Origin of the sequence: Streptomyces sp. NBC_00236 (assembly GCF_036195045.1) — a bacterium.
Taxonomy (GTDB): Bacteria; Actinomycetota; Actinomycetes; order Streptomycetales; family Streptomycetaceae; genus Streptomyces.
Genome location: NZ_CP108100.1, coordinates 6,958,557 through 6,982,216, shown reverse-complemented (window position 1 = coordinate 6,982,216; position 23,660 = coordinate 6,958,557). Strand labels below are relative to the sequence as shown.

The 23,660-nt window shown below is 70.5% G+C and carries 22 protein-coding genes; 12 read left to right on the top strand and 10 right to left on the bottom strand.

What is annotated here, in order from left to right:
• Positions 1 to 145: 145 nt before the first annotated feature.
• From OG446_RS31150 to OG446_RS31110, 9 genes are all read right to left on the bottom strand, one after another.
• Positions 146 to 1,540 (bottom strand): 8-oxoguanine deaminase, encoded by a 1,395-nt coding sequence (locus OG446_RS31150; protein WP_328897130.1) that lies wholly within the window; start codon positions 1,538 to 1,540, stop codon positions 146 to 148.
• Between the two features lie 42 nt (positions 1,541 to 1,582).
• Complete coding sequence (locus OG446_RS31145) at positions 1,583 to 2,980, bottom strand: nucleobase:cation symporter-2 family protein (protein ID WP_328897129.1); 1,398 nt, start codon at positions 2,978 to 2,980, stop codon at positions 1,583 to 1,585.
• A gap of 67 nt (positions 2,981 to 3,047) precedes the next feature.
• On the bottom strand, positions 3,048 to 3,971 hold the full coding sequence (pucL, locus tag OG446_RS31140; RefSeq protein ID WP_328897128.1) for a factor-independent urate hydroxylase: 924 nt from the start codon (positions 3,969 to 3,971) through the stop codon (positions 3,048 to 3,050).
• Between the two features lie 7 nt (positions 3,972 to 3,978).
• On the bottom strand, positions 3,979 to 4,371 hold the full coding sequence (gene uraH, locus OG446_RS31135) for a hydroxyisourate hydrolase (RefSeq protein ID WP_328897127.1): 393 nt from the start codon (positions 4,369 to 4,371) through the stop codon (positions 3,979 to 3,981).
• 5 nt (positions 4,372 to 4,376) lie between these two features.
• The gene (gene uraD, locus OG446_RS31130) at positions 4,377 to 4,928 is read right to left on the bottom strand and encodes a 2-oxo-4-hydroxy-4-carboxy-5-ureidoimidazoline decarboxylase (RefSeq protein WP_328897126.1); all 552 of its coding nucleotides are present in this window, start codon (positions 4,926 to 4,928) and stop codon (positions 4,377 to 4,379) included.
• Between the two features lie 176 nt (positions 4,929 to 5,104).
• Entirely contained in the window at positions 5,105 to 5,485 is a 381-nt protein-coding gene (locus OG446_RS31125; protein WP_328897125.1) for a helix-turn-helix domain-containing protein, read from the bottom strand.
• Positions 5,482 to 5,721 (bottom strand): hypothetical protein, encoded by a 240-nt coding sequence (locus OG446_RS31120; RefSeq protein WP_148022282.1) that lies wholly within the window; start codon positions 5,719 to 5,721, stop codon positions 5,482 to 5,484. Before OG446_RS31120 ends, OG446_RS31125 begins: the two co-directional genes overlap by 4 nt.
• Before the next feature lie 85 nt (positions 5,722 to 5,806).
• Positions 5,807 to 6,979, bottom strand: a complete 1,173-nt coding sequence (locus tag OG446_RS31115) for a lactonase family protein (RefSeq protein ID WP_328897124.1) — start codon at positions 6,977 to 6,979, stop codon at positions 5,807 to 5,809.
• 126 nt (positions 6,980 to 7,105) lie between these two features.
• Complete coding sequence (locus OG446_RS31110) at positions 7,106 to 7,945, bottom strand: GntR family transcriptional regulator (RefSeq protein WP_328897123.1); 840 nt, start codon at positions 7,943 to 7,945, stop codon at positions 7,106 to 7,108.
• Between the two features lie 258 nt (positions 7,946 to 8,203).
• Here OG446_RS31110 and OG446_RS31105 point away from each other — a divergent pair, with 258 nt between their 5' ends.
• The 9 genes from OG446_RS31105 to OG446_RS31065 all read left to right on the top strand — a co-directional run bounded on the left by OG446_RS31105 (position 8,204) and on the right by OG446_RS31065 (position 19,825).
• A complete protein-coding gene (locus tag OG446_RS31105; RefSeq protein ID WP_328897122.1) occupies positions 8,204 to 9,472 on the top strand; it encodes an extracellular solute-binding protein in 1,269 nt (422 codons plus the stop codon).
• A gap of 40 nt (positions 9,473 to 9,512) precedes the next feature.
• Positions 9,513 to 10,496: a carbohydrate ABC transporter permease gene (locus OG446_RS31100; RefSeq protein ID WP_328897121.1), complete on the top strand. Its 984-nt coding sequence runs from the start codon at positions 9,513 to 9,515 to the stop codon at positions 10,494 to 10,496.
• Positions 10,493 to 11,332, top strand: coding sequence for a carbohydrate ABC transporter permease (locus tag OG446_RS31095; RefSeq protein ID WP_328897120.1), 840 nt, complete (start codon positions 10,493 to 10,495; stop codon positions 11,330 to 11,332). Before OG446_RS31100 ends, OG446_RS31095 begins: the two co-directional genes overlap by 4 nt.
• Positions 11,333 to 11,362: 30 nt before the next feature.
• Positions 11,363 to 12,955, top strand: a complete 1,593-nt coding sequence (locus OG446_RS31090) for a beta-N-acetylhexosaminidase (RefSeq protein ID WP_328897119.1) — start codon at positions 11,363 to 11,365, stop codon at positions 12,953 to 12,955.
• Between the two features lie 40 nt (positions 12,956 to 12,995).
• A complete protein-coding gene (locus OG446_RS31085) occupies positions 12,996 to 14,429 on the top strand; it encodes a cellulose binding domain-containing protein (protein WP_328897118.1) in 1,434 nt (477 codons plus the stop codon).
• Positions 14,430 to 14,602: 173 nt separating this feature from the next.
• Positions 14,603 to 15,442, top strand: coding sequence for a TIM barrel protein (locus tag OG446_RS31080; protein ID WP_328897117.1), 840 nt, complete (start codon positions 14,603 to 14,605; stop codon positions 15,440 to 15,442).
• 48 nt (positions 15,443 to 15,490) lie between these two features.
• Entirely contained in the window at positions 15,491 to 16,390 is a 900-nt protein-coding gene (locus OG446_RS31075; RefSeq protein WP_328897116.1) for a 2-hydroxy-3-oxopropionate reductase, read from the top strand.
• A gap of 311 nt (positions 16,391 to 16,701) precedes the next feature.
• Positions 16,702 to 18,159, top strand: coding sequence for a catalase (locus OG446_RS31070; RefSeq protein ID WP_328897115.1), 1,458 nt, complete (start codon positions 16,702 to 16,704; stop codon positions 18,157 to 18,159).
• A gap of 391 nt (positions 18,160 to 18,550) precedes the next feature.
• Positions 18,551 to 19,825, top strand: a complete 1,275-nt coding sequence (locus tag OG446_RS31065; protein WP_328897114.1) for a phospholipase D-like domain-containing protein — start codon at positions 18,551 to 18,553, stop codon at positions 19,823 to 19,825.
• 114 nt (positions 19,826 to 19,939) lie between these two features.
• Here the strand turns inward: OG446_RS31065 and gcl are convergent, their stop codons facing one another.
• Complete coding sequence (gcl, locus tag OG446_RS31060; RefSeq protein ID WP_328897113.1) at positions 19,940 to 21,715, bottom strand: glyoxylate carboligase; 1,776 nt, start codon at positions 21,713 to 21,715, stop codon at positions 19,940 to 19,942.
• A gap of 297 nt (positions 21,716 to 22,012) precedes the next feature.
• Between gcl and OG446_RS31055 the strand changes: the two genes are divergently transcribed.
• The 3 genes from OG446_RS31055 (at position 22,013) to OG446_RS31045 (ending at position 23,643) form a co-directional block, all read left to right on the top strand.
• Positions 22,013 to 22,726: a hypothetical protein gene (locus OG446_RS31055; protein ID WP_328897112.1), complete on the top strand. Its 714-nt coding sequence runs from the start codon at positions 22,013 to 22,015 to the stop codon at positions 22,724 to 22,726.
• 46 nt (positions 22,727 to 22,772) lie between these two features.
• Positions 22,773 to 23,309 (top strand): GNAT family N-acetyltransferase, encoded by a 537-nt coding sequence (locus OG446_RS31050; RefSeq protein WP_328897111.1) that lies wholly within the window; start codon positions 22,773 to 22,775, stop codon positions 23,307 to 23,309.
• A gap of 76 nt (positions 23,310 to 23,385) precedes the next feature.
• Positions 23,386 to 23,643 (top strand): hypothetical protein, encoded by a 258-nt coding sequence (locus OG446_RS31045; RefSeq protein ID WP_328897110.1) that lies wholly within the window; start codon positions 23,386 to 23,388, stop codon positions 23,641 to 23,643.
• The last annotated feature ends 17 nt before the right edge of the window (positions 23,644 to 23,660 follow it).

The window sequence follows — 23,660 nt, the reverse complement described above, 5'->3', positions numbered from 1 at the left end:
GGGCAGCTCGGGTCACCGGTACGGGAGGCGCGTACGTCTGAGGTATGCGCCTCCCCTACCGGTTGCCGTGGACCCCGCTCGGGTCCACGGCGGCCGGCCGAGGGCCGTCCCCCTCGGCCGGCCGGTATCGGGGGCCGCCGGGCCGTCAGGCTCCGGCGGCGATCTGCGCGAGGCGGCGGGCCTCGTCGCGGGTGGCGCGGGCGATGGCGTCCTCGTCCACGGTGGTCAGGCGGTTGGACTCGACGACCGGCTTGCCGTTGACGAGCGACAGGGTGACCGGGGCGGCGGCGCCGAAGACCAGGGCGGTCACCGGGTCCGCGATGGAGGCGTGGGCGAGGGTGTCCAGCTTCCACAGCACGAGGTCGGCGAGCTTGCCGGGCTCCAGGGAGCCGATCTGGTCCGCGCGGCCGAGGACCTGGGCGCCGCCGTACGTACCCAGGCGCAGGGCCTGACGGGCGTTCAGGGCGCGTTCGCGGTGCGGGCCGAGGCGGTTGATGAGGAGGGCGTTGCGCAGTTCGGTGTGGAGTTCGCCGGACTCGTTGGAGGCGGTTCCGTCGACGCCGAGGCCGACCGGGACGCCTGCGGCGAGCATGTCCGGGACCCGGGCGATGCCCGCGGCGAGGCGGGCGTTGGAGGACGGGCAGTGCGCGACCCCGGTGCCGGTGCGGGCGAACGCGGCGATGTCGGAGTCGTTCATGTGGACGCAGTGCGCCATCCACACGTCGGCGCCGAGCCAGCCGGTCGACTCGAAGTAGTCGGTCGGCCCCATGCCGAACAGCTCGTGGCAGAACTTCTCCTCCTCCACGGTCTCCGATCCGTGCGTGTGCAGCCTGACCCCGCGACGGCGCGCCAACGCGGCACCCTCACGCATCAGTTCGGTGGACACGGAGAACGGGGAGCAGGGTGCGACGGCGATCTGGGTCATCGCGTCGAAGGAGGTGTCGTGGTGCGCGTCGATGGTCGCCTCGGTGGCGGCCAGCGCGCCTTCGAGGGTCTCCACGGCGAAGTCCGGCGGCAGCCCGCCGTCCTTCTCGCTGCGGTCCATGGACCCGCGGGCGAGGGTGAACCGTACGCCCATGTCACGGGCGGCGCCGATGATCGCGCCGGACAGGTCGCCGGAGCCCTTCGGGTACACGTAGTGGTGGTCCATGGCGGTGGTGACACCACCGCGGGCCATCATGGCGAGCGAGCCCTGCGCGGCGGTGCGGGCCATCGGCTCGTCGATGCGCGCCCACGTCGGGTACAGCGCGACCAGCCACTCGAAGAGGTTGTGGTCGGTGGCCAGTCCGCGGGTGATCCACTGGTAGAAGTGGTGGTGCGTGTTGACCAGACCGGGCGTGACGAGGTGCCCGGTGCCGTCGATCCGGCGTACGACGTTCTCCAGTGCCTCCGGCGCCCGGCCGGCGCCGACGGACTCGATGCGGTTGCCCGCGACGACGACGTGGCCCGAGGCGTACTCGGTGTCGTCGGCGTCGACGGTCGCGATCGAACAGTTCTCGATGACGATGCGTTCCACTCGGTCGGCTCCCGGTGCTGCCATGGTGCTTCCTTCTCTCATCAGCGATGTGGGCACGGCAGGACCCTAGGAGGATTTGAGTGCCACAGCCGTGCGGCCGTGGGTGCCGAGATGGTGGAAGAACAGGTTGAGCAGGACCGCGACCAGCGCTCCGGCACTGATGCCGGACCCCAGGACGGTCTGTGCCCAGGACGGGAATCCCGCGTAGAAGCCGGGCGCGGCGAGCGGGATGATGCCCGCGCCGAGCGCCACGGCGACCAGGACGATGTTGGAGCCGTCGTCGAGTCCGGCCTCGGAGAGCGTACGGATGCCGCTGACGGCGATCGAGCCGAACAGGACGATGCCGGCGCCGCCGAGCACGGGCATCGGGACGAGCGAGACGACCGCTCCGAGGACCGGGAAGGCGCCGAGGACCAGCAGGGCGCCGCCGGCGGCGGCCACCACGTACCGGCTGCGCACCTTCGTCAGTGACACCACGCCGACGTTCTGCGCGAAGGCACTGGTCGGGAATCCGCCGAAGACCGGTCCGACGAGGGTGGCGATGCCGTCGGTGCGCAGTCCGCGGGTGATGGTCCTGCCGTCGGTGCGCCGGTCGCAGATCTCGCCGAGCGCGAGCATGCCGGCGGAGGACTCGGTCATCAGGACGAGCATCACGATGCAGAGGGAGAGGATCGCGGCGGGCTGGAACTCGGGTGCGCCGAAGGCGAAGGGCGTGGGGAGGGCGGCGACGGGCGCGGACCCGATCGCGGAGAAGTCCGCGAGCCCGAACGGGACGGCGGCCAGCGTGCCGACCACCAGGCCGATGAGCAAGGCCACTTGCTTGAGGAATCCGCGTCCGAATCGCTGGACGATCAGGATGACGGTGAGGGTGAAGGCGGCCAGGGCGAGGTACTTCATGGCGCCGAAGTCGGCTGCTTCCTTGTCACCGCCCTGGGCCCAGGAGACCGGGACCGGCATCAGGGTGACCCCGATGAGGGTGATGACGACGCCGGTGACGAGCGGCGGGAAGAAGCGCAGCAGTCTGCCGAAGAACGGGCCGACGGCCAGGCAGAACACCCCGGCGACGAGCACCGCCCCGTAGATCGCGGGCAGTTGGTGTCCGGGAGCGCTGGTCTCCGCGATGGCGAGCATCGGCGCGATGCCCGCCGATGAGGCGGCGTTGACGAACGGCAGCCGGTTACCGGCGAAGCCGCCGATGCCGAGGGTCTGGAGGAGGGTGGCGCAGCCGGCGATCAGGAGGCTCGCCGCGATCAGCCGGGTCATGCCGGCCTGGTCGAGGCCGACCGCCTGTCCGATGATGAGCGGTGGTGTGACGACGCCGGCGTACATGGCGGCGATGTGCTGGAGCGCGGCGGGGACGAGCCGCGACGGGGCAGGCTTCTCGTCCACCGGGTGGACCGGGCTCTCCAGCGGGGTGGAACACGGGCCTTCTGCTTCTGCGGGCCCAAGTGCAGGCTGTGCCATGGGAGTTCCCTCCGGTCCGCCCGGCCCCCGTCCGCTGTGGACGGACGGGAACCGGGGCGGCACCGCGTCAGAGGTTGGTCATGTCGACCGGGATCTGCGGCTCGACTCCGTCCCGCAGCACGGTGGCTTCGATGAGCCCGTACGGACGGTCGGCCGCGAAGTAGACCTCGTTGTCGTTCTTGAGGCCGAACGGCTCCAGGTCCACCAGGAAGTGGTGGTTGTTCGGCAGCGAGAAGCGGATCTCGTCGATCTCGCTGCGGCTGTTGATGACGCGCGAACCCATCTGGTACAGGGTCTGCTGGAGCGAGAGCGAGTACGTCTCCGCGAAGGCCTGCAGGATGTGCTTCCTGGCCTGCTCGTACGACTTCTCCCAGTTGGGCATGCGGTCGTCGTCACTGGTCCAGTTGTAGCGCCAGGCGGCGGCGACGTCGGTGCACAGGATGCGGTCGTACGCTTCCTTGAGCGTCGTGTACTTGTCCTTGACGTAGCCCCAGAACTCCGAGTTGGTGGAGTTCATGACCGTGAGGTCCTTCAGGCCGGAGATGATCTCCCACTTCTCGCCGTCGTAGGTGACCTGCGTGGTCCGCAGCTCCTGGCCCTTGCGGGCGAAGGAGTGGTTGACCTCGTCCGATCCGATGAACCTGGAGCTGTTGTCCGAGGTCGCGATGCGCTCCCAGGAGTACTCCTGGATGCGGATGCGGGCGACCTTGATCGGCTCCTGCGACGTCACGAAGTGGCGGGCGAGGTGGATGCCGAACTGCTCGGCGGACTCGATGCCGTGCTCCTTGGCGAACGCGAACACCGTGTTCTTGGTGGTGTCGGTGGGCAGGACGTTCGCGTTGGAGCCGGAGTAGTGCACGTCGTCCATGTCGCCCGAGAGGGCGACGGAGACGTTCAGGTCCTTGATGTGGTGGGTGTCGCCGTCCCGCGTGATCCTGACGACGCGGTTCTCTGCTTTGCCGTACTGGTTCTGGCCGAGAATCGTGGGCATGTGTCTGCTAGCTCCCTCGGTATACGGAGTAGCCGAACGGGTTGAGCAGCAGCGGTACGTGATAGTGCTCGCCCGGGGTGACGGCGAACGTGATCGCCACCTCCGGGAAGAACGCGCCGCTGTCCCTTACGCGGGGGGCGTCCTGCTGCGCCTCGGCTTGCTTCTTGGCGGTGAAGTACGACTCGGTCTCGAAGTCGAGCCGTACGTGGGTGGTGCCTTCCGGCAGGGCCGGCAGGTCCTTGCAGCGCCCGTCCGCATCGGTCGCGGATCCGCCGAGCGCCACCCACTGCGCGTCGCTGCCCGAGCGGGCGGCGAGCGTGATGGTGACGCCTGCGGCGGGGCGGCCGATGCTGGTGTCCAGGATGTGGGTGGACACCGATGCGGTGGCGAAGGTGCTCAAGACCTTCACTCTCCTTCTGTTTCGAGCTCTCCGTCCGTTACGAGCTCTGACGAGCCTTCCGTGACGAGACGGGTGAGGCGGATGCGGTTGATCTTGCCCAGTTCGGTACGCACGACGGCGCGCTCCTGCTCGGGCGTGTTCCCGGTCCGGGACTTCACCGCGTCGCGCATCTGCTCACCGGTGGCGCCGGTGGCGCAGATCAGGAAGACATGTCCGAACCGCTCCTGGTAGGCCAGGTTCAGTGCGAGCATCTCGGCCTTGAGCTCCTCGGTGGCGCCGGCCATCCCCCGCTGTTCGCGGGAGGAGGTCGGGTCCCCGGGCTTCGGGCGGCCGATCGGCGGGTGACCGGCCATGGCCTCGGCCAGGTCCTCCGCGCCCAGTGCCGCCGTGGCGGTGTCGCTCGCGGAGAACAGGGCTTCGGCGGTGGCGTACGGACGGCGGGAGAGGATCGCTCTTCCCCAGGCCGCACTGGCACAGACCTCGTGCAGCGCGGTTGCCGCCTCGTCGTCCGCCAGGGTGTTGAACCGGGCGAGGCCCGGTGTGGAGCTCGAAGTCACGGGAGCCTCCGTGGCTGTTTTTCGCTGTGCGTTGGTCGGGCTGCGGATAGCTAACGCCCTCCACAACACCACGTCAACACTTTGTTGAAATTCCGTTCATGTAAAAAGCCGTCGCCCGATGATCCGGACGACGGCTCTCGCGTTCATGTGCTGTTTACATCTACCGATGGGTCCAACTACTCGCCCTTGGCGCCGTTTTCCGCCCTGTTCAGGTAGTTGTAGACGGTGAAGCGGGAGACCCCCAGGGCCCCCGCCACCGTCTCGACGCCGTGCCGCACCGAGAAGGCACCGCGTGCCTCCAGGGTGCGGACGACCTCCTGCTTGGTCCTGCGGTCCAGCTCGGCGAGCGGCCTGCCGTGCCGGCGCTCCATCGCGGCCAGGATGTGGTCCAGCGAGTCGGAGAGCTGGGGCAGCCGGACGGCTATGACGTCCTCGCCCTCCCAGGCCAGGACGACGTCGTCGGCCTGCGCCTGCTCGGGTCCGAGCAGCTCGGCGCCCATGGCGTCGACGAGCGGCTTCACGGCGGCGACGAGAGGGTGGTCCGCGGCCTCGGTCACTTCGGGTCCTCCCCGATGACGTTGACCTGGAGCGAGACCCGGGTGGCACCGGATGCCAGCGCCTGGCGCAGCAGGGAGTCCACCGCGGTGAGCACCTCGTCGGCGCCGCCCTCCGCCGTGTTGCCGAAGGGGCCGACGTCGACCGCGTCCAGTTCGGCCGACTGGATGACCTCGCGGGCCACGACCGCATGGGCCGGCGCCTCGTCGAGATCGAACGGCTCGGTGGTGAACTCCACTCTCAAGCGCACTGTGTCTCCCTCATGCGTCGCGCCGCGTCCGGGGCGACCCGCGGCTCGGGCACGACCCTAACCCGCGCAGGCTCTACACCGGCAGCACACAGACCGCCACCGGGGCGGGGAACGGGCTCCCGACCGGGCTCAGGGCGCCGCTGTCCGCGTCGACCCGGAAGGCGGTGACCGTGCCGGACCGCTGGTTGGCGGCGAAGAGGAGGGTCCCGTCCGGGGAGAAGGCGGCGTGCCGGGGGAAGTCGCCGCCCACCGGCACGGTGTCCAGCAGGCGCAGCGTGGCCCCGTCGTCCTCGACGGCGTACCGGGTGAGGCTGTTGTGTCCCCGGTTGGCGAGGTAGGCGAAGCGGCCGTCGCCGGTGACCAGGAGCTGGGCGGGGTAGCTGGTGCCCTCGCCGGTTCCGGTGGGCTGCGGGGCACCCGGGGTCAGCGTGCCGGTGGCGGGGTCGTAGCCGCAGACGACGACCGTGTTGTCGAGCTCACAGGCGAGGTAGGCGTGGCGGCCGCCCGGATGGAAGGTGAGGTGGCGCGGTCCGGCGCCCGGTCGCAGTGCGGCGTACGAGAGCTGCTCCAGGGTGCCGTGGTCCTCGTCGAGCCGATACGTGTACACCGTGTCGTTGCCCAGGTCGACGGCGAGGACGTGGCCGCCGTCGGGGGCGGTGACGATCTGGTGGGCGTGGGGTCCGTCCTGGCCGGGGCCGGGTGCGGGCGCGGTGTGAGCGACCAGGTCGGTGCGCTCCCCCACCGATCCGTCGGCGGCGAGGGGGTGCACGGCGACACTGCCGGAGGTGTAGTTGGCGCTGAGCAGCCACCGCCCGGCCGGATGGACCGAGAGGTGGCAGGGGCCGGCGCCGCCGGTGGGCCGTGTCCCCAGCACCCGGAAGGTGCCGTCACCGGCGAGGGCGACGGCCGTGACGCCGCCGTTCTGCTGCTCGTCGACGGCGTAGAGCGTGCGGCCGGTGGGGTGCGTCGCGAGGTACGAGGGGTTCTCGACGCCGGTGATGACGGTGCGGGAGATGATGCCGCCCGTCGCCGTGTCGTACGAGGCGACACCGATGCCGGTGCCGCCCGGGGTGGCCGAGGTGTACGTGCCCAGGAAGAGCGTCCCGGTCCGGCGCACCCCGGGTTTCGCGGGGTGCGGCGGCGGGCCGGGGCGGCGCTCGCTGCGGGGAAGGCCGGGGGCGGCGGCGAGGGCGCCGCCCGCCAGGAGGGCGCCGAGGACGGTGCGGCGGCTGGTGGACGATGTCATGCGAGGCACCTCGTGGGGTCGGTGGCGTCGGATGTGTCAGCCACAGTGGCCTCCTGCCGATGGCCCGCACAAGAGACGCACCGGCCATGGCGCGGTGCGCGCGGCGGGTACGGGGCGGCCTCCTGGTCAGTCACCGGACTGGATGTCGCCCCGGGTGGACGACGTGATCGGGTCCCTCTGGGCGAAGTCACCCGGCGGGATCCCCGGGTGGTGCCCGCCCTCCACGGGCTCCACGGCGGCGGCCGGGCCGAGGGCCAGACGGGAGACGATCCGGTAGCGGTCGCCGCGGTAGAGCGAGTGCACGTACTCCACGGGACGGCCGGCGGTGTCCGAGGTCAGCCGCTCGAAGAGCAGGGCCGGGGACAGCTCCGGCACGTCGAGGAGCCGGGCCTCGGCGCGCGTCACCACGGTGGGCTCGATGGCCTGGACCGCTTCGTGGACGTGCACGTCGTGGCGCTCGCGCAGGTGCTCGTACAGGTCGCCGTGCTCCAGCTCCCGGGCGGTCAGCCCCGGGACCAGTTCGGCCCTGATGTGCAGGTGCTCGATGGCCATCGGGGCGCCGTCGACGAGCCGCAGCCGGGCGACGTACACGATCTCCGCCGCGGGCGACATGCGCAGTTTCCGGCCGACCCGGGCGCCGGCCTGGAGGGTGGTGAACTCCAGCAGCCGGCTCGACCAGGCCCCCGCCGCCTGCGGGACCGTCAGGGCCAGGTCGGCCGAGATGAGCTCCTGGGTGATCTTCGCGGGTGCGACGAACATGCCGCGGCCGTGCTCCCGCACCAGCAGCCCGACGGCCACCAGCTCGTCGATCGCGGCGCGCAGGGTGGGCCGCGAGACGCCGAGCGTGGCGCACAGCGCCCGCTCCGAAGGAATGGCGTCCCCCGGGCGGCGCGACTCGATCAGCTCCAGCACGGCGTCGCGGGCCCGCTCCCGTTTGAGCACCGTTCCCGATGCGTCGGAGTCCATGCGCTGCCCCTCCTGACCTTTCTCTCACTTACCAGTTGAGGAACCAGTAAGGCGAACTCGGTTACTGGTCAGGGGAAGTGTAGCCGGTCTCCGTCCGATCATCCGCGCCCACATTTCCGGGAGATCACCAAAACCCATAGCTACCAAGGGGCTTGACGACCCCATTGGTCTATGCCACCTTCATCCACCATCAAGAGGTGAGCTGTCCAGTGGGCTTCACTGGTCAGGTGGTCAGGTCCTGTCTCCCAGAGGTGAACCGTGAAGTACCGCTTGCTTGCCGGTGGGTCCGCGCTCGTGATGGCCGCCGTTCTCAGTGCCTGCAGCTCGTCGTCCGACTCGTCCGGGGCGTCCGGTGACGGGAAGACGGACATCGATGTGTGGCTGATGCGCGACAGCGTCTCCGCCCAGTTCCAGAAGGAGTTCGTCAAGGGCTTCGAGGCCGCACATCCCACGATCAAGGTCCGGGTCCAGATCCAGGAGTGGGACGGCATCGGCGAGAAGATCACCGCCGCGCTGGCCAGCAACGACGCACCGGACGTGATCGAGAGCGGCAACACCCAGGTCGCCCAGTTCGCCCAGAGCGGCGGGCTGCTCGACCTGAGCGACAAGGTCGACGAGCTGAACGGCAAGGACTGGCTCAAGGGGCTCGCCGAGCCCGGGGCGTACGAGGGCAAGCAGTACGGCATCCCGTACTACGCGGCCAACCGTGTCGTCATCTACCGCACCGACCTGTTCGAGAAGGCGGGGGTCGACGCGTCCGGGATCAAGACGCGGGAGCAGTGGATCGAGGCCACCGGCAAGCTCAACAAGGGCGGCACGCAGGGCATCTACCTGCCCGGTCAGATGTGGTACGCGCTTGCGGGCTTCGTCTGGGACGAGGGCGGCGACCTCGCCACCGAGTCCGGCGGCGCGTGGAAGGGCGCGCTGGACACTCCCGAGGCACTGCGCGGGATGGAGTTCTACGAACAGCTCCAGGCACTCGGCAAGGGGCCGAAGGACTCGGACGAGGACTCCCCGCCGCAGGCCGACGTGATGGCCCAGGGGAAGGTCGCCCAGGTGATCTCGACCCCGGGCGGCGCCAAGGTCGTCATGGAGAAGAACCCGGAACTGAAGGGCAAGCTCGCCTTCTTCCCGATCCCGGGCAAGAGCGCGGACACCCCGGGTGCCGTCTTCACCGGCGGCTCCGACCTGGTGATTCCCACGGCGTCCGGCAAGCAGGAGGCCGCACTGACCTTCGTCAAGGAGCTCACCGGTGACGCCTGGCAGAAGAAACTGGCCGTGGCCATGAGCTACGTACCGAACCGCACGACCCTCGCCTCGGCGGTGGCAGGCGATCCGGGGGCGGCCGCGATGGCGGTCGGCGCGGCGAACGGGCACGCGACGCCGAACACGCCGGGCTGGGCCGCCGTCGAGGCGGAGAACCCGATCAAGGACTACATGGCCGCCGTCCTGACCGGCGGCGACCCGGCGAAGGAGGCCGCCAAGGCCTCCGCCGACATCACCCGGGCCATGAACACCGCTTCCTGATCCCTCACCCATCCGCCCGACCACCGAGAGGAGGCGTGCCGTGTCGGTCATCCGGGAACGGACCGCACCCCCCAGCCGCCTGCGCCGCCCGGCGACCGGCACGGCAGGACCGCCGCGCCGGCGGCGGTCCGGGGAGCCGCGCGGACTCTGGCCGTACGTCCTGATCGCACCCGCCGTCGGCGGCATGCTCTATCTGCTGCTCTACCCGCTCCTGCGGGCCGTGCTGATCTCGTTGCAGGACTTCCGGCTGCGCCAATTGATCATGGGCGACGCGGAGTTCGTCGGACTGCGGAACTACCGGACGCTGCTGTCCGACCCGCGGTTCTGGGAGGTGGTGCGGCGCACCTTCCTGTTCATGGCGGTCAACGTGGTCCTGATCATGGTGATCGCGACCCTGGTCGCGCTGATGACCGAGCGGCTGGGCCGGTTCGGCCGCACGGTGGTGCTCAGTTCGCTGGTGCTCGCGTGGGCGATGCCGGTGGTCGCGGCGACCACCGTCTTCCAGTGGCTGTTCCACTCCGAGTTCGGCATCGTCAACCGGCTGCTGACCGAGGCCGGGTTCTCCTCCTTCGACCGCTATCCGTGGTTCGCGCACGGGAGCGCCGCCTTCTCGATCCTGGTCCTGCTGATCGTCTGGCAGTCGGTGCCGTTCGCGGCCATCACCGTCTACTCGGCGCTCACCACGGTCCCGGCGGAGCTGTACGAGTCGGCGCGGCTGGACGGGGCGACCGGTTCACGGATCTTCCGCTCCGTCACCTTCCCGATCCTCCGGCCCATCTTCCTGCTGGTCTTCTCGCTCGAAGTGATCTGGACGTTCAAGGCGTTCGTCCAGATCTGGGTGATGACCCGCGGGGGTCCGGGCGACGCCACGACGATCCTGCCCGTGTACGCGGTGCAGAAGGCACTCGCGGGGCAGCGCTACGACCTGGGTTCGGCCGCCTCGATGATCACCGTGGTCCTGATGTCCGGGGTGCTCGTCCTCTACTTCCGCCAGATGTTCCGCCAGGAGGACGAGTACCGATGACCCTGCTGCGCCCGAGGATCCGGCGGATCCCGCTGAACGCCGCCGCCGTACTGACCGTCCTGGTCTGTCTGTTCCCCGTCTACTGGATGATCTCGACCGCGTTCAAACCGTCGCGGGACATCCAGTCCGCCGACCCGAAGCTCTTCCCGCACACCTGGACGCTCGACCACTTCCGCACGGCCGTGCGGGCCGACGGGTTCGAGCTGTTCTGGCGCAACAGCATCCTGGTGACACTCAGCGCGATCCTGCTGGCCCTGCTCGTCGCCATCGGCTCGGCGTACGCCGTGGCACGGATGCGCTGGAAGGGGCGCCGGCAGTTCATGCTCATGGTCTTCATCGCCCAGATGGCGCCCTGGGAGTCGCTGATCATCCCGATCTACATCATCTCCCGCGACACGGACATGCTCGACCGGCTGCCGACCCTCACGCTCGTCTACTTCATGGTCACGCTGCCGTTCTCGATCGTGGTGCTGCGCGGCTTCATCGCCACCATTCCGCCGGAACTGGAGGAGGCCGCGCAGGTCGACGGCTGCACCCGGACCGGCGCGTTCCGGCGGGTGGCGCTGCCCCTGCTCGCACCGGGGCTGATGGCGACCTCGCTGTTCGGCTTCATCACCGCGTGGAACGAGTTCGCGTACGCCAACTTCCTGATCATCAAGCACCAGGACAGCCGCACCCTGCCGGTCTGGCTGTCGTCGTTCCAGAACACCTTCGGCACCGACTGGGGCGCCACCATGGCCGCCTCGACCCTCTTCGCCCTGCCCGCGCTGGTCGTCTTCCTGCTCCTCCAGCGCCATGTCACCTCCGGCTTCGCAGCCGGCGCCGTCAAGGGCTGAAGCCCGAGAACCGAACCCCGGAGGCCCCCCGTGCCCGCATCACGCCCGGAACAGTCCCTCGTGCCCCGCCCCCGCAAGGTCTCGGCCCGCCCCGGCCGGTTCACCCTCGACCAGGACACCTCGGTACGGGCCTATCCCGGCGCGGAGGGCGCCGCGGACCTGCTGCGCACCCTGCTCGCCCCGGCCACCGGCCTGCCCCTGCCGCCCTCCGCCACCGGCCGCATCGTGCTGGCGCTCGATCCCCAGCTGGGCGGCCTCGGCGAGGAGGGGTACGGGCTCACCATCGGCCCCGACTCCCTGCTGCTGCGCGCCGCGCGGCTCCCGGGCCTGCTCTGCGGTGTCCAGACGATCCGTCAGCTGCTGCCCGCCGAGGCCCTGTCGGGCACGGCGCCGCGGGACGCGCCGTGGATGCTGCCCTGTGTCGAGATCAGCGACGTGCCCGCGCATCCGTGGCGGGGGTCGATGCTCGACGTGGCCCGGCACTTCCAGCCGGTCTCGTATCTGCGCCGGTACGTGGACCTGATGGCGCTGCACAAGCTCAACACGCTCCATCTCCACCTCACCGACGACCAGGGCTGGCGGATGCCCGTCCCCGCCTACCCCCGGCTGACCGGGATCGGCGGTCACCGCAGGCAGTCGATGTCCGGGCCGCCGGGGCGCGGCGACGAGTCCTTCGACGGGATTCCGCACTCGGGGGCGTACACCCGGCAGGAACTGCGGGACCTGGTCCGCTACGCGGCGGCGCGCGGGGTGCGGGTGGTGCCGGAGATCGAGATGCCGGGCCATGTGCGCGCGGCGCTGGCCGCCCATCCCGAGCTGGGCAACGACCCTGGGCGGCGGCTGGACGTGTGGACCCGCTGGGGCGTCTGCGACACCGTGTTCGGCGTCCACGAGGAGGTCTTCGACTTCTGCCGGACGGTGCTGGAGGAGGTCATGGACGTCTTCCCGTCCCCGTACATCCACATCGGCGGCGAGGAGTGCCCGACCACCGAGTGGGAGGCGAGTCCGGCGGCGCGGGCGCGGGCCGCCGCCGAGGGGCTGCCCGACGCCCGGGCGCTGCACGGCTGGTTCATGGGCCGGATCGGTTCGTTCCTGGTCGAGCAGGGCAGGCGCCCGGTCGGCTGGGCCGAGACGGGCACCGAACTGCCCCTCGAATTCACGGTGATGACGTGGCGCGACCCGGCCCACGCGCTGGCGGCCGCCCGCCGCGGCCATCAGGTGGTCGCCGCGCACCACCGGGCCACCTACCTCGACTACGCCCAGTCCGACGACCCCCGCGAACCGGCCGCGCAGCCGGGCCCGCCCGTCGGTCTGCGGGCCGTCCACGGCAACCGGCCCGTGCCGGACGGCTGGGACGCGGCGGACGCGGCCCGCGTGCTGGGCACCCAGGCCCAGCTGTGGACCGAGTACGCGCGCACGCCGGAGCAGATCGAGTACCTGACCTACCCACGGCTGTGCGCCCTCGCGGACCGCGCCTGGTCGGGCGGGCGCAGCGACTGGCCCGGCTTCCTGTCCCGCCTCGGCCGGCACACGGCGCGGCTCGACGCACTCGGCGTCGGCTACCGCCCCCTCAACCCCCGGTCGCTCCAGACCACTTCCCCAGGAGCAGCGCCACCCCGGTAGGAACCACTCCCCCACGACCGTTCCGGAAAGGAACACGTCCATGAAGTCACTCGCGAAGAGCCGGATCCGCGCGGCGGCGGCAGCCGCCGCCACCGTGGCCCTGGGCTGTACGGCCCTGGCCGCCGTCCCGTCGTCGGCGAGCGCCGCCGACGGATCGCTCAGCGTGCAGTACCGCACCAGTGCGTCGGGAGCCACCGCCGACCAGAGCGAACCCTGGCTGAAGGTGCGCAACACCGGCAGCGCGGCCGTACAGCTCAGCTCCGTCAAGGTCCGCTACTACTTCAAGGGCGAGGCGGCGGGCGACGCCTACCGGTTCGCCTGCTCCTGGGCGGTGAAGGGCTGCGCGAACATCACCGGTACGTTCGGCACGCTCGCCTCCCCGACCGCCACCGCCGACCGCTACCTGGAGATCGGCTTCACCGCCGGTGCGGGATCGCTCGCGCCGGGCGCCGACACCGGAGACATGCAGCTGCGCTTCTACCGGTCGAGCTGGCAGACCCTGGTGCAGAGCGACGACTACTCCTTCGACGCGGGCCGGACGGCGTACGGCGACTGGTCGAAGGTGACCGCGCAGCTCGGTGGCGCCACGGTCTGGGGCCAGGCCCCGGAGGGCAACGATCCGACGGATCCGACCGACCCGACGGACCCGACCGATCCGCCGGAGGGCGCGCCGACCCTGTTCGACGACTTCAACTACAGCGGGCACACGGACCCGCAGATCGCCGCGCACGGCTGGAGCGTCCGCTCCAACTCCGGTGGACCGGGGGTGCCCGGCGCCACCTGGGCGCCGGAGAACGTCACGTTCGCCGCCCAGAGCGGAAACTCGGTGATGAACCTGGAGACGTCGACCGCGGGCAGCGGCGGGTCGACGAAGCAGACCGAGATCCTGACCCAGTCGATGAAGTTCCGCAACGGCACGTATGCGGCCCGGGTGAAGTTCAACGACGCGCCGGTCTCCGGCCCCGACGGCGACCATCTCGTCCAGACGTTCTTCACCATCAACGACCTCAAGGCGCCGATGGCGGACGACTACGCGGAGTACGACTTCGAGTACCTGCCGAACGGCGGCTGGGGCGAGAGCGGCAACATCCTCTACACGACGTCGTGGGAGACCTACCGCCCGGACCCGTGGGAGGCGGTCAACGCGCACAGCGAGGCCCGGCAGAGCTTCGCGGGCTGGCACGACCTGGTCGTGACGATCAACGACAGCGCGATCACGTACTACGTCGACGGCCAGCTGTTCGGGACCCACGGTGCGGCGTATCTGCCGGAGCGGGGCATGTCGATCAACTTCAACCAGTGGCTGATCGACCTGGCCGGGCAGACGAGCACGACGCCGCGCTCGTACGACCAGCAGGTGGACTACGTCCTGCACGTGAAGGACCAGGTCCTCACCCCGGCGCAGGTGGGCGCCAAGGTGGCGGCGTTCCGCACGGCGGGGACGACGTTCCAGGACACGGTGCCGGCCGGGTGAGCCGGTAGCGGACGCGGAGGGCGGGGCGGAGGGCCGGGGCGGCTTCCGCCCCGCCTTCGGTCCGTCCGGGGCCCGTTTTCCGGGCACCCCCTTGACATCCCCCCCACCCTCCGGGCAATCTTCCGTTAAGCAGAAACTAACTTCCGCAATACGGAAGGAGCGCCGAAACCCTCATGGGCTACCCGGACCAGCGCTTCGATGTGAACCTTTCGATCCTCTTCACGGAACTCCCGCTCCTGGAGCGACCCGCGGCAGCCGCCGCGGCGGGCTTCACCGCGGTCGAGCTGTGGTGGCCGTGGATCGAGACCCCCACCCCTCCGCAGGCCGAGCTCGACGCGCTGAAGAAGGCGCTCGACGAGGCGGGCACCCAGTTGGTGGGGCTGAACTTCTACGCCGGACAGCTGCCCGGCCCCGACCGCGGCGCTCTCTCCGTGCCCGGCACGGAGTCGGACCGCTTCCGGGCCAACATCGAGGTGGCGGCAGACTTCGCCGCCTCGGTCGGCTGCAGGGCGCTCAACGCGCTCTACGGCAACCGGGTCGACGGTGTCGACCCGGCCGCGCAGGACGAACTCGCTCTGGAGAACCTGGTCACCGCCGCCCGCGCGGCCGACCGGATCGGGGCGGTCCTGCTGATCGAGACCCTGAACAAGCCGGAGTCACCGCGCTACCCGCTGGTGAGCGCGCCGGCCGGGATCGAGGTCGTGGACCGCGTCAACGCGGCGACGGGCCTCGGCAACGCGAAGTTCCTGCTGGACCTGTACCACCTGTCGATGAACGGCGAGGACCTCAGCCAGGTCATCTCCGCCTACGCCGACCGGACCGGTCACGTCCAGATCGCGGACAACCCGGGCCGCGGCGCGCCCGGCACCGGCTCGCTCCCGCTGGAACAGCTGCTCGACGAGCTGACGAAGGCCGGTTACGACGGCTGGGTCGGCCTGGAGTACAAGCCGGGCGACCGGCCGAGCGCCGAGTCCTTCGCGTGGCTCCCGGCCACCGCGCGGGCCGCCCGCTGAGGGCAGCGGACTCCCCCTCGTACACACGCTGAATCGGAAGGCACCCTCATGAGCAACAACCTCCCCAAGGTTGCGTGGATCGGGCTCGGCATCATGGGCTCGCCCATGTCCGAGAACCTGATCAAGGCCGGTTACGACGTCACCGGTTACACCCTGGAGCAGGACAAGGTCGACCGGCTGGCCGCGGCCGGCGGCACCGGCGCCTCCTCGATCGCCGAGGCGGTCAAGGACGCGGACGTGGTCATCACGATGGTGCCCGCCTCCCCGCAGGTCGAGGCGATCGCGTACGGCCCCGAGGGCATCCTGGAGAACGCGAAGCGCGGCGCACTGCTGGTCGACATGTCCTCGATCACCCCGCAGACCTCGGTGGACCTGGCGAAGAACGCCGCCGAGAAGGGCATCCGGGTGCTGGACGCCCCCGTCTCGGGCGGCGAGGCCGGAGCCATCGAGGCCGTGCTGTCCATCATGGTGGGCGGCGAGCAGGCCGACTTCGACGCCGCGAAGCCGGTGCTCGACGCGCTGGGCAAGACCATCGTGCTCTGCGGTCCGCACGGATCGGGCCAGACGGTGAAGGCGGCCAACCAGCTGATCGTCGCGGTCAACATCCAGGCCTGCGCCGAGGCCGTGGTCTTCCTGGAGAAGTCGGGCGTCGATCTCGCCGCCGCGCTGGACGTCCTGAACGGCGGACTCGCCGGCTCGACCGTGCTGACCCGCAAGAAGGACAACTTCCTGAACCGGAACTTCGCTCCCGGCTTCCGGATCGACCTGCACCACAAGGACATGGGCATCGTCACGGACGCCGCCCGCAACGTCGGTGCCGCGCTGCCGGTCGGCGGCGTGGTCGCCCAGCTCGTCGCCTCGCTGCGCGCGCAGGGCGACGGCGGCCTGGACCACTCGGCGCTGCTGCGCTCGGTGGAGCGCCTCTCCGGCCAGTCCGTCCAGGACTGACCGACGCGGCCGGGCCCCGCCGGGGTCTGTCGTCACGCTGCCGTCGCACGGCAGACGGCAGTGTGACGACAGGCCCTGGGGCCGGCCGGCACCACCCCGCCGGGTGCGTATCCCCCGGCCCTCAGACTTCCGGGCGGCGTCGGCGCTGACACCTGTCCTGTCGCGCCCAGGCGCCGGCGCCGTCCGGAACACCCTCCCCCATCAAGAATTTCAACAAACTGTTGACGTCAGGTTCGGAGCGTACTTACGCTCCTGGAGCCCCCAGGCCGTCGCAGTTCAGCAGCTCCCGTACGGAAGGTCGCCCCGACACCATGACGCAGCGCGTGCTTACGACCGAGTCCGGCGCCCCGGTCGCCGACAACCAGAACTCCGCCACCGCCGGCGCCGGAGGCCCGATCCTCCTCCAGGACGGTCACCTCCTGGAGAAGCTCGCCCGCTTCAACCGGGAGCGCATCCCGGAGCGCGTGGTGCACGCCCGGGGTTCCGGCGCGTACGGATACTTCGAGGTGACCGACGACGTCACCGGCTTCACCCGCGCGGACTTCCTCTCCGAAGTGGGCCGCCGTACCGAGACCTTCATCCGGTTCTCCACGGTCGCCGACTCGCTCGGCGGCGCGGACGCGGTACGCGACCCGCGCGGCTTCGCCCTCAAGTTCTATACCGACGAGGGCAATTACGACCTCGTCGGCAACAACACCCCGGTGTTCTTCATCAAGGACCCGATCAAGTTCCCCGACTTCATCCACTCGCAGAAGCGCGACCCGTTCACGGGACGTCAGGAGCCGGACAACGTCTGGGACTTCTGGGCACACGCCCCCGAGGCCACGCACCAGATCACCTGGCTCATGGGCGACCGCGGCATCCCTGCCTCGTACCGCCACATGAACGGCTACGGCTCGCACACCTACCAGTGGACGAACGCCGCGGGTGAGGCCTTCTTCGTCAAGTACCACTTCAAGACGAACCAGGGCGTGCGCTCGCTCTCCGCCGACCAGGCCGCCGAGCTCGTCGGCAAGGACGCCAGCTCCCACCAGACGGACCTGCTCCAGGCGATCGAGCGCGGGGTGAACCCGTCCTGGACGCTGTACGTGCAGGTCATGCCGGCCGCCGAGGCCGCGGACTACCGGTTCAACCCGTTCGACCTCACCAAGGTGTGGCCGCACAGCGACTACCCGCTCCAGCGGGTGGGCCGGCTGGTCCTGGACCGGAACCCGGACAACGTCTTCGCCGAGGTGGAGCAGGCCGCGTTCTCCCCGAACAACTTCGTGCCCGGTATCGGTCCGTCCCCGGACAAGATGCTCCAGGGCCGGCTGTTCGCCTACGCGGACGCGCACCGCTACCGGCTGGGCGTCAACCACACCCACCTTCCGGTGAACGCGCCGCGCACGGCCGTCGTCGACAACTACGGCCGCGACGGGCTGCACGCGACGCGCAACGGGGCCCGGCACGACAAGAACTACGAGCCCAACTCGTACGCGGGCCCGGCCCAGACGGACGCGGCGTTCTCCGCCCCGATCGCCGTCCAGGGCTGGACCGGCACGCACGAGGCGCCCGCCCACACCAAGGACGACGACTTCTTCCAGGCGGGTGAGCTGTACCGGCTGATGTCGGACGACGAGAAGGGCCGGCTGATCGCCAACATCGCGGGGGGCCTGTCGCAGGTCACGCGCGACGACGTGATCGAGAAGAACCTCGCCCACTTCCACGCCGCGGACGCCGAGTACGGCAAGCGCGTGGAAGAGGCCGTCCGCGCCCTGCGCGAGGACTGAGCCTCCCTCATACCCTGCCCGTTCCGTCGCGCCCACCCGGATGAGGGGTTGCGCGGGGCGCGGGCAGGACGGGGGCGTCCGGCGGATACCCCCGAGGCCGCGGCGGCGGTGCGATGCCAGTGCGGTGGTGTGGGTGGCGGTCCGGCCTCCTGACCTGAAGGAACCGGCCCCTGCCGCCCTCTCGCACCTCGCCGCGGCCCCTGTCCTTCCCCTTCGCCAGGGCGTGGAGCACGGATACGGTCCCGTGCTCCACGCCCTTTGTCCCGTACCCGGGACCCGGCATCCGGCCTGGTGACTTCACGCTGAACTCGTGCTTTGCTGACCCGGTTTGACGTACCGGAAGTCACCATCGCGCACCACGCGGAAGCACGAGGAAAGAGGGAAGCCGCCGATGACACCGACGCTCGCCAGAACCCGCCCCTGGTCCCTGTCCCGGTGCTCCGCCTCCCCGCGTTCCTCCGCGCCGGGCAAGCGCGCGGCCGGCGTGCTGCTGGCCGTCACCGCCTGCGTGGCCGCGCTGCTCGCGCCCGCGCAGACCGCCGACGCGGCGACTGTTCCCGCCGGCCCGGTCTTCAACAAGCCGACCGGCACCGCATCCGAGCAGCAGGCCATCCGCGCCCAGGTCCGCTCCGTGATCGCGAACGCGGACAGCGGCTCGGTCCTGCGGCTCGCGATGTACCACCTGTGGGACGAGACGGTCGCCACGGACCTCGGCGCCGCGAAGGCCCGGGGTGTCAGCGTCAAGGTAGTCCTCGACGAGAGCACCCTGGAGTACCGGGCCTCCTACGACCTCCTCAGGAGCAGCCTCGGCACCAGCACCTCCGCCGCCTCCTGGGTGGTCCTGTGCGCCAAGGACCGCTCATGTCTCGGTACCGCGACGACGGGCATCAACCACAACAAGTTCCTGCTCGCGAGCAGCGTCGGCGACGGCGCCCGGAAGGACGTCGTCGTCCAGCTCACCTCGAACCTGACGCCGTCCAACTACAGCCGCTACTGGAACAGTTCGGTGACCGTCGCCGGCAACACCGCCATGTACGACGGCTACGTGGACTACTTCACCCGTCTCCCGGCCCAGAACCGCGCCGCCTGGTCCTACACGTACGGCAACGCGGGCGACTACAAGTACTACTTCTTCCCCCGCGCGGGCAGCGACGCGACCACGGACACCGTGGTGAACGCCATGGACAACATCACGTGCCGCTGGACCGACTCCGCGGGCACCGCGCGCCGCACCACCGTCCACGCCGCCATGCTGAAGATCACCCGGCAGGCCGTCGCGGACGAGCTGCGCGCGCTGGCGGGCCGGGGCTGCCTGGTCGATCTGGTCTACAGCGAGACCGACTCCGGCACCTGGAACGCCCTGCACGGAGTCTCCGGCATCACGAACCGCTGCTACCAGCACGACGACGACGGCGACTCCACCACGCCCAACCGGATCGTGCACTCGAAGAACTGGATGGTCGACGGCATGTACGCGGGCACCGTCCAGAAGGTGATGTTCACCGGCAGCCACAACTGGAGCGGCTCGGCCCTGCGCGACAACGACGAGGCCATGCTGCGCATCACCACGCCGTCGGTCTTCGACGCGTTCGAGGCCAACTTCCAGGCCGCACGGTCCGCCGCCGTGCCCGGCACCAGCGACAGCGTGGCCGTCTGCAAGAGCTGACGGCGGCCGGACCCATCGCGGCGTCGATCGCCATGTCGTCCACGGCGCAACCGGCGGGAGCACCTACGGATCTCCGTAGGTGCTCCCGGGAAACGGGACCGCGGGCCCGACGGATCAGGCCTTCACGAACGGCCGGATCGCCGTCGGCGCGTGGCCCGGCTCCGTCGCCACGTCCTCGAACTCGTTGACCGACGCGATGTCCGTACCGCTCATCGCGATGTTCGTGACCCGCTCCAGGATCGCCTCGACCACCACCGGCACCCGGAACTCCGCGGCCAGCTTCTTGGCCTCCTCGAACGCCGGCAGCAGCTGGTCCGGCTCGGTGACCCGGATCGCCTTGCATCCCAGGCCCTCGACGACCTTGACGTGGTCCACGCCGTAGACGCCCAGCTCCGGGGAGTTGAGGTTCTCGAACTCCAGGTTGACCTGGAAGTCGATGTCGAAGTTGCGCTGCGCCTGGCGGATCAGCCCCAGGTAGGAGTTGTTCACCAGGACGTGCACGTACGGGATGCGGTGCTGCGCGCCGACCGCGAGCTCCTCCAGCATGAACTGGAAGTCGTAGTCGCCGGACAGGGCGACGACGGAGCCCTCGGGGTCGGCCGTCGCGACGCCCAGGGCGGCCGGGATGGTCCAGCCGAGCGGGCCCGCCTGGCCGCAGTTGATCCAGTGGCGCGGCCGGTAGACGTGCAGCATCTGCGCGCCGGCGATCTGGGAGAGGCCGATCGTGGTGACGTACCGGGTCTCGGGGCCGAACGCCCGGTTCATCTCCTCGTACACGCGCTGCGGCTTCAGCGGCACGTTGTCGAAGTGCGTGCGCCGCTGGAGCGTCGCCCTGCGCTCCTGCGCGGAGGCCGCCCACCGCGAGCGGTCCTTCAGCTTGCCGGCCGCCTTCAGCTCGCGCGCCACCTCGATGAACAGCTCCAGCGCGGCCTTGGCGTCGGAGGCGATGCCGAGGTCGGGGGCGAAGATCCTGCCCAGCTGGGTGGGCTCGACGTCGACGTGGACGAACGTCCGGCCCCGGGTGTAGACATCCAGCTTGCCGGTGTGGCGGTTGGCCCAGCGGTTGCCGATGCCGAGGACGAAGTCGGACTCCAGGAAGGTCGCGTTGCCGTAGCGGTGCGAGGTCTGGAGACCGACCATGCCGGCGTTGAGCGCGTGGTCGTCCGGGATGATGCCCCAGCCCATCAGGGTGGGAACGACCGGGATGCCGGTCAGCTCGGCGAACTCCACCAGGAGTTCGGGTGCGTCGGCGTTGATGATGCCGCCGCCCGCGACGAGCAGCGGGCGCTCGGAGGCGTTCAGCATCTCCAGGGCGCGCTCGATCTGCTTGCGGGTCGCGGCGGGCTTGTGCACCGGCAGCGGCTCGTACAGATCGGGGTCGAACTCGATCTCGGTGAGCTGCACGTCGATCGGCAGGTCGATGAGGACCGGTCCGGGACGGCCGGTGCGCATCAGGTGGAAGGCCTGCTGGAAGACGCCGGGGACCTGCGCGGCCTCCAGGACGGTGGTGGCCGCCTTCGTGACCGGACCCGCGATCGAGGCGATGTCGACGGCCTGGAAGTCCTCCTTGTGGAGCACCGCGGTCGGGGCCTGGCCGGTGATGCACAGGATCGGGACGGAGTCCGCGATGGCGGAGTAGAGGCCGGTGATCATGTCGGTGCCGGCCGGTCCCGACGTACCGATGCAGACACCGATGTTCCCCGGGCGGGCCCGGGTGTAGCCCTCCGCCATGTGGGAGGCGCCCTCGACGTGGCGGGCGAGCGTGTGATGAACCCCGCCGGAGGCCTTGAGGGCCGCGTAGAAGGGGTTGATCGCCGCGCCCGGCACACCGAACGCGTTGCTGACGCCTTCGCGCTTGAGGATCTCAACTGCCGCTCGGGCAGCGGTCATTCGAGGCATTGAGTGCTCCTGCTCGGACCTGGGTGGAGTCGGGCTCTGTCGCGCCACCTGAGAGCGCCAATTCCGCATTACGGAAGATTGATTCTGCTATACGGAAGCAAATCTAAGGCGCACCCGGACAGCCGTCAAGAGAGACGGTCGGGGAGGTCACACCTGCGGACCGGAGTGGCGAAGTGCCCCAAGTCCCTCCCCGAGGCCTCGCTCTTGGTGGAGCATGGAGGTACGGAGCGGAGCCGGCCCGGAATCCGGGCGCCGGCCGCATGGTCGTCGGCCGTAGGGAGTCCGAGGGTGGAATCAGTGCCGGTACGGTGCCCGGCCTGCCGCCGCGACCACGCGTACGTGACCCCCGCGTATCCCTGCCCCTGCGGCGCACCGACCGCCCCGCCCCTGCTGCGCGGCGCTCCCGTCACCCCGATCACCCACCGCACCTGGAACGACGACTGGGTGACGGTGCGCTGCCGCGGCTGCGGCCGGCACGACCAGTGGCCGCAGCCGGAGCTGTGCTGCCCGTGCGGGGCAGTCCTGCGGATCCCGGTCCGCCCGGTGGCGGCGCCCGGCCGCGGAGGCCGCTCGTCCTCCCGGCCGTCGCACATACCGCTGCCACGTACGGCTCCGGCGCCGCGGCCCCCTTTCCGGCCGCTGACGATCCGTACCGCGCGCGACGCGGTCGGCGCCGCCGCGCTGTACCTGAAGTGGCTGGGCTACCGCGACGTCGTGCAGCCCGCCGGGCGCCCCGCCTCCCGGATCGACCTGCGGGCGGCCGGACTCATCGCGCAGGTCGACTCCGCCACCCGGCCGACCGCGCTGCGCGATGTCGAATGCCTGTGGCTCAACGCCCTCAGCGCCTCGGTGTCGAGCGTCTTCTTCTCGCTGGCGGGATACGCGCCGGACGCCCGGGAGCGGGCGGACGGGCTCCGCATCCCGCTGTTCGTCATGGACCTCACCGGGACCCCGCAGCCGGTGAACAGCCCGGCGGACGAGCTGCTCAGCACGGGCGCCTGAGCTCGGTACGCCACCGCCGGACAGGCCTCACGCGCCATACTGAAGCATGCGCATCCGTCCCGCCCGCCGCTCGGATCTTCCGCTCCTCCAGGACATCGAGCGCGCCGCAGGCGAACCCTTCCGCACGCTCGGCATGTCCTTCGTGGCCGACGACGACCCCCCGCCCCTGGATCTGCTGGACGGCTACCGCGAGGCCGGCCGTGCCTGGGTGACCACGGGCCCCGACGACCGGCCACTCGGCTATCTGATCGCCGACCCGGTCGACGGCGCCGCCCACATCGAACAGGTCTCCGTCCATCCGTCGGCCGCCCGGCGCGGCCTGGGCGGCGCCCTCATCGACCGCGCCGGGGCCTGGGCCGCACACGAAGGGCTGACCGCACTGACCCTGACGACGTTCACCCACGTCCCGTGGAACGCGCCGTACTACGCCCGGCTCGGTTTCCGCGTCCTGACGGAATCCGGCCTCACGGACGGGCTGCGCAAGATTCGCGCCGAGGAGGCGGAACACGGCCTCGACCGGTGGCCGCGGGTCTGCATGCGGCGCGACGTGCCGCACCTCACAGAAACCGACCGGCCACAGTGAGTGCTATCGGTCACGTTCGAGCCAGGGGCCACAGATGTTCGGTCTGTTGTCAGTGTCGGGCCCTAGAGTGGGGCGCATGGTCTTAACTCCACGGCTTTCTCCACCCGCGAGATCCGCGACACCCGCTCCATCGACGACTCCGTCGCACAGCACCCTTCCCGCACAGCCGGCCCACCCCGCCGCCGTCGAGGCGAACGAGGCGATCCGCGCGCTCGTGGACGCGCAGGCCGGCCAGGACTGGTCCCCCATGGAGTCCGCCGCTTACGAGGTGCTCCTGATCGAGTGGGCGGCCGCGACCCAGGGCACCGCCGGCGACATCATCGAAGCCGCCTGACAGCGCCCCGCGCCCCC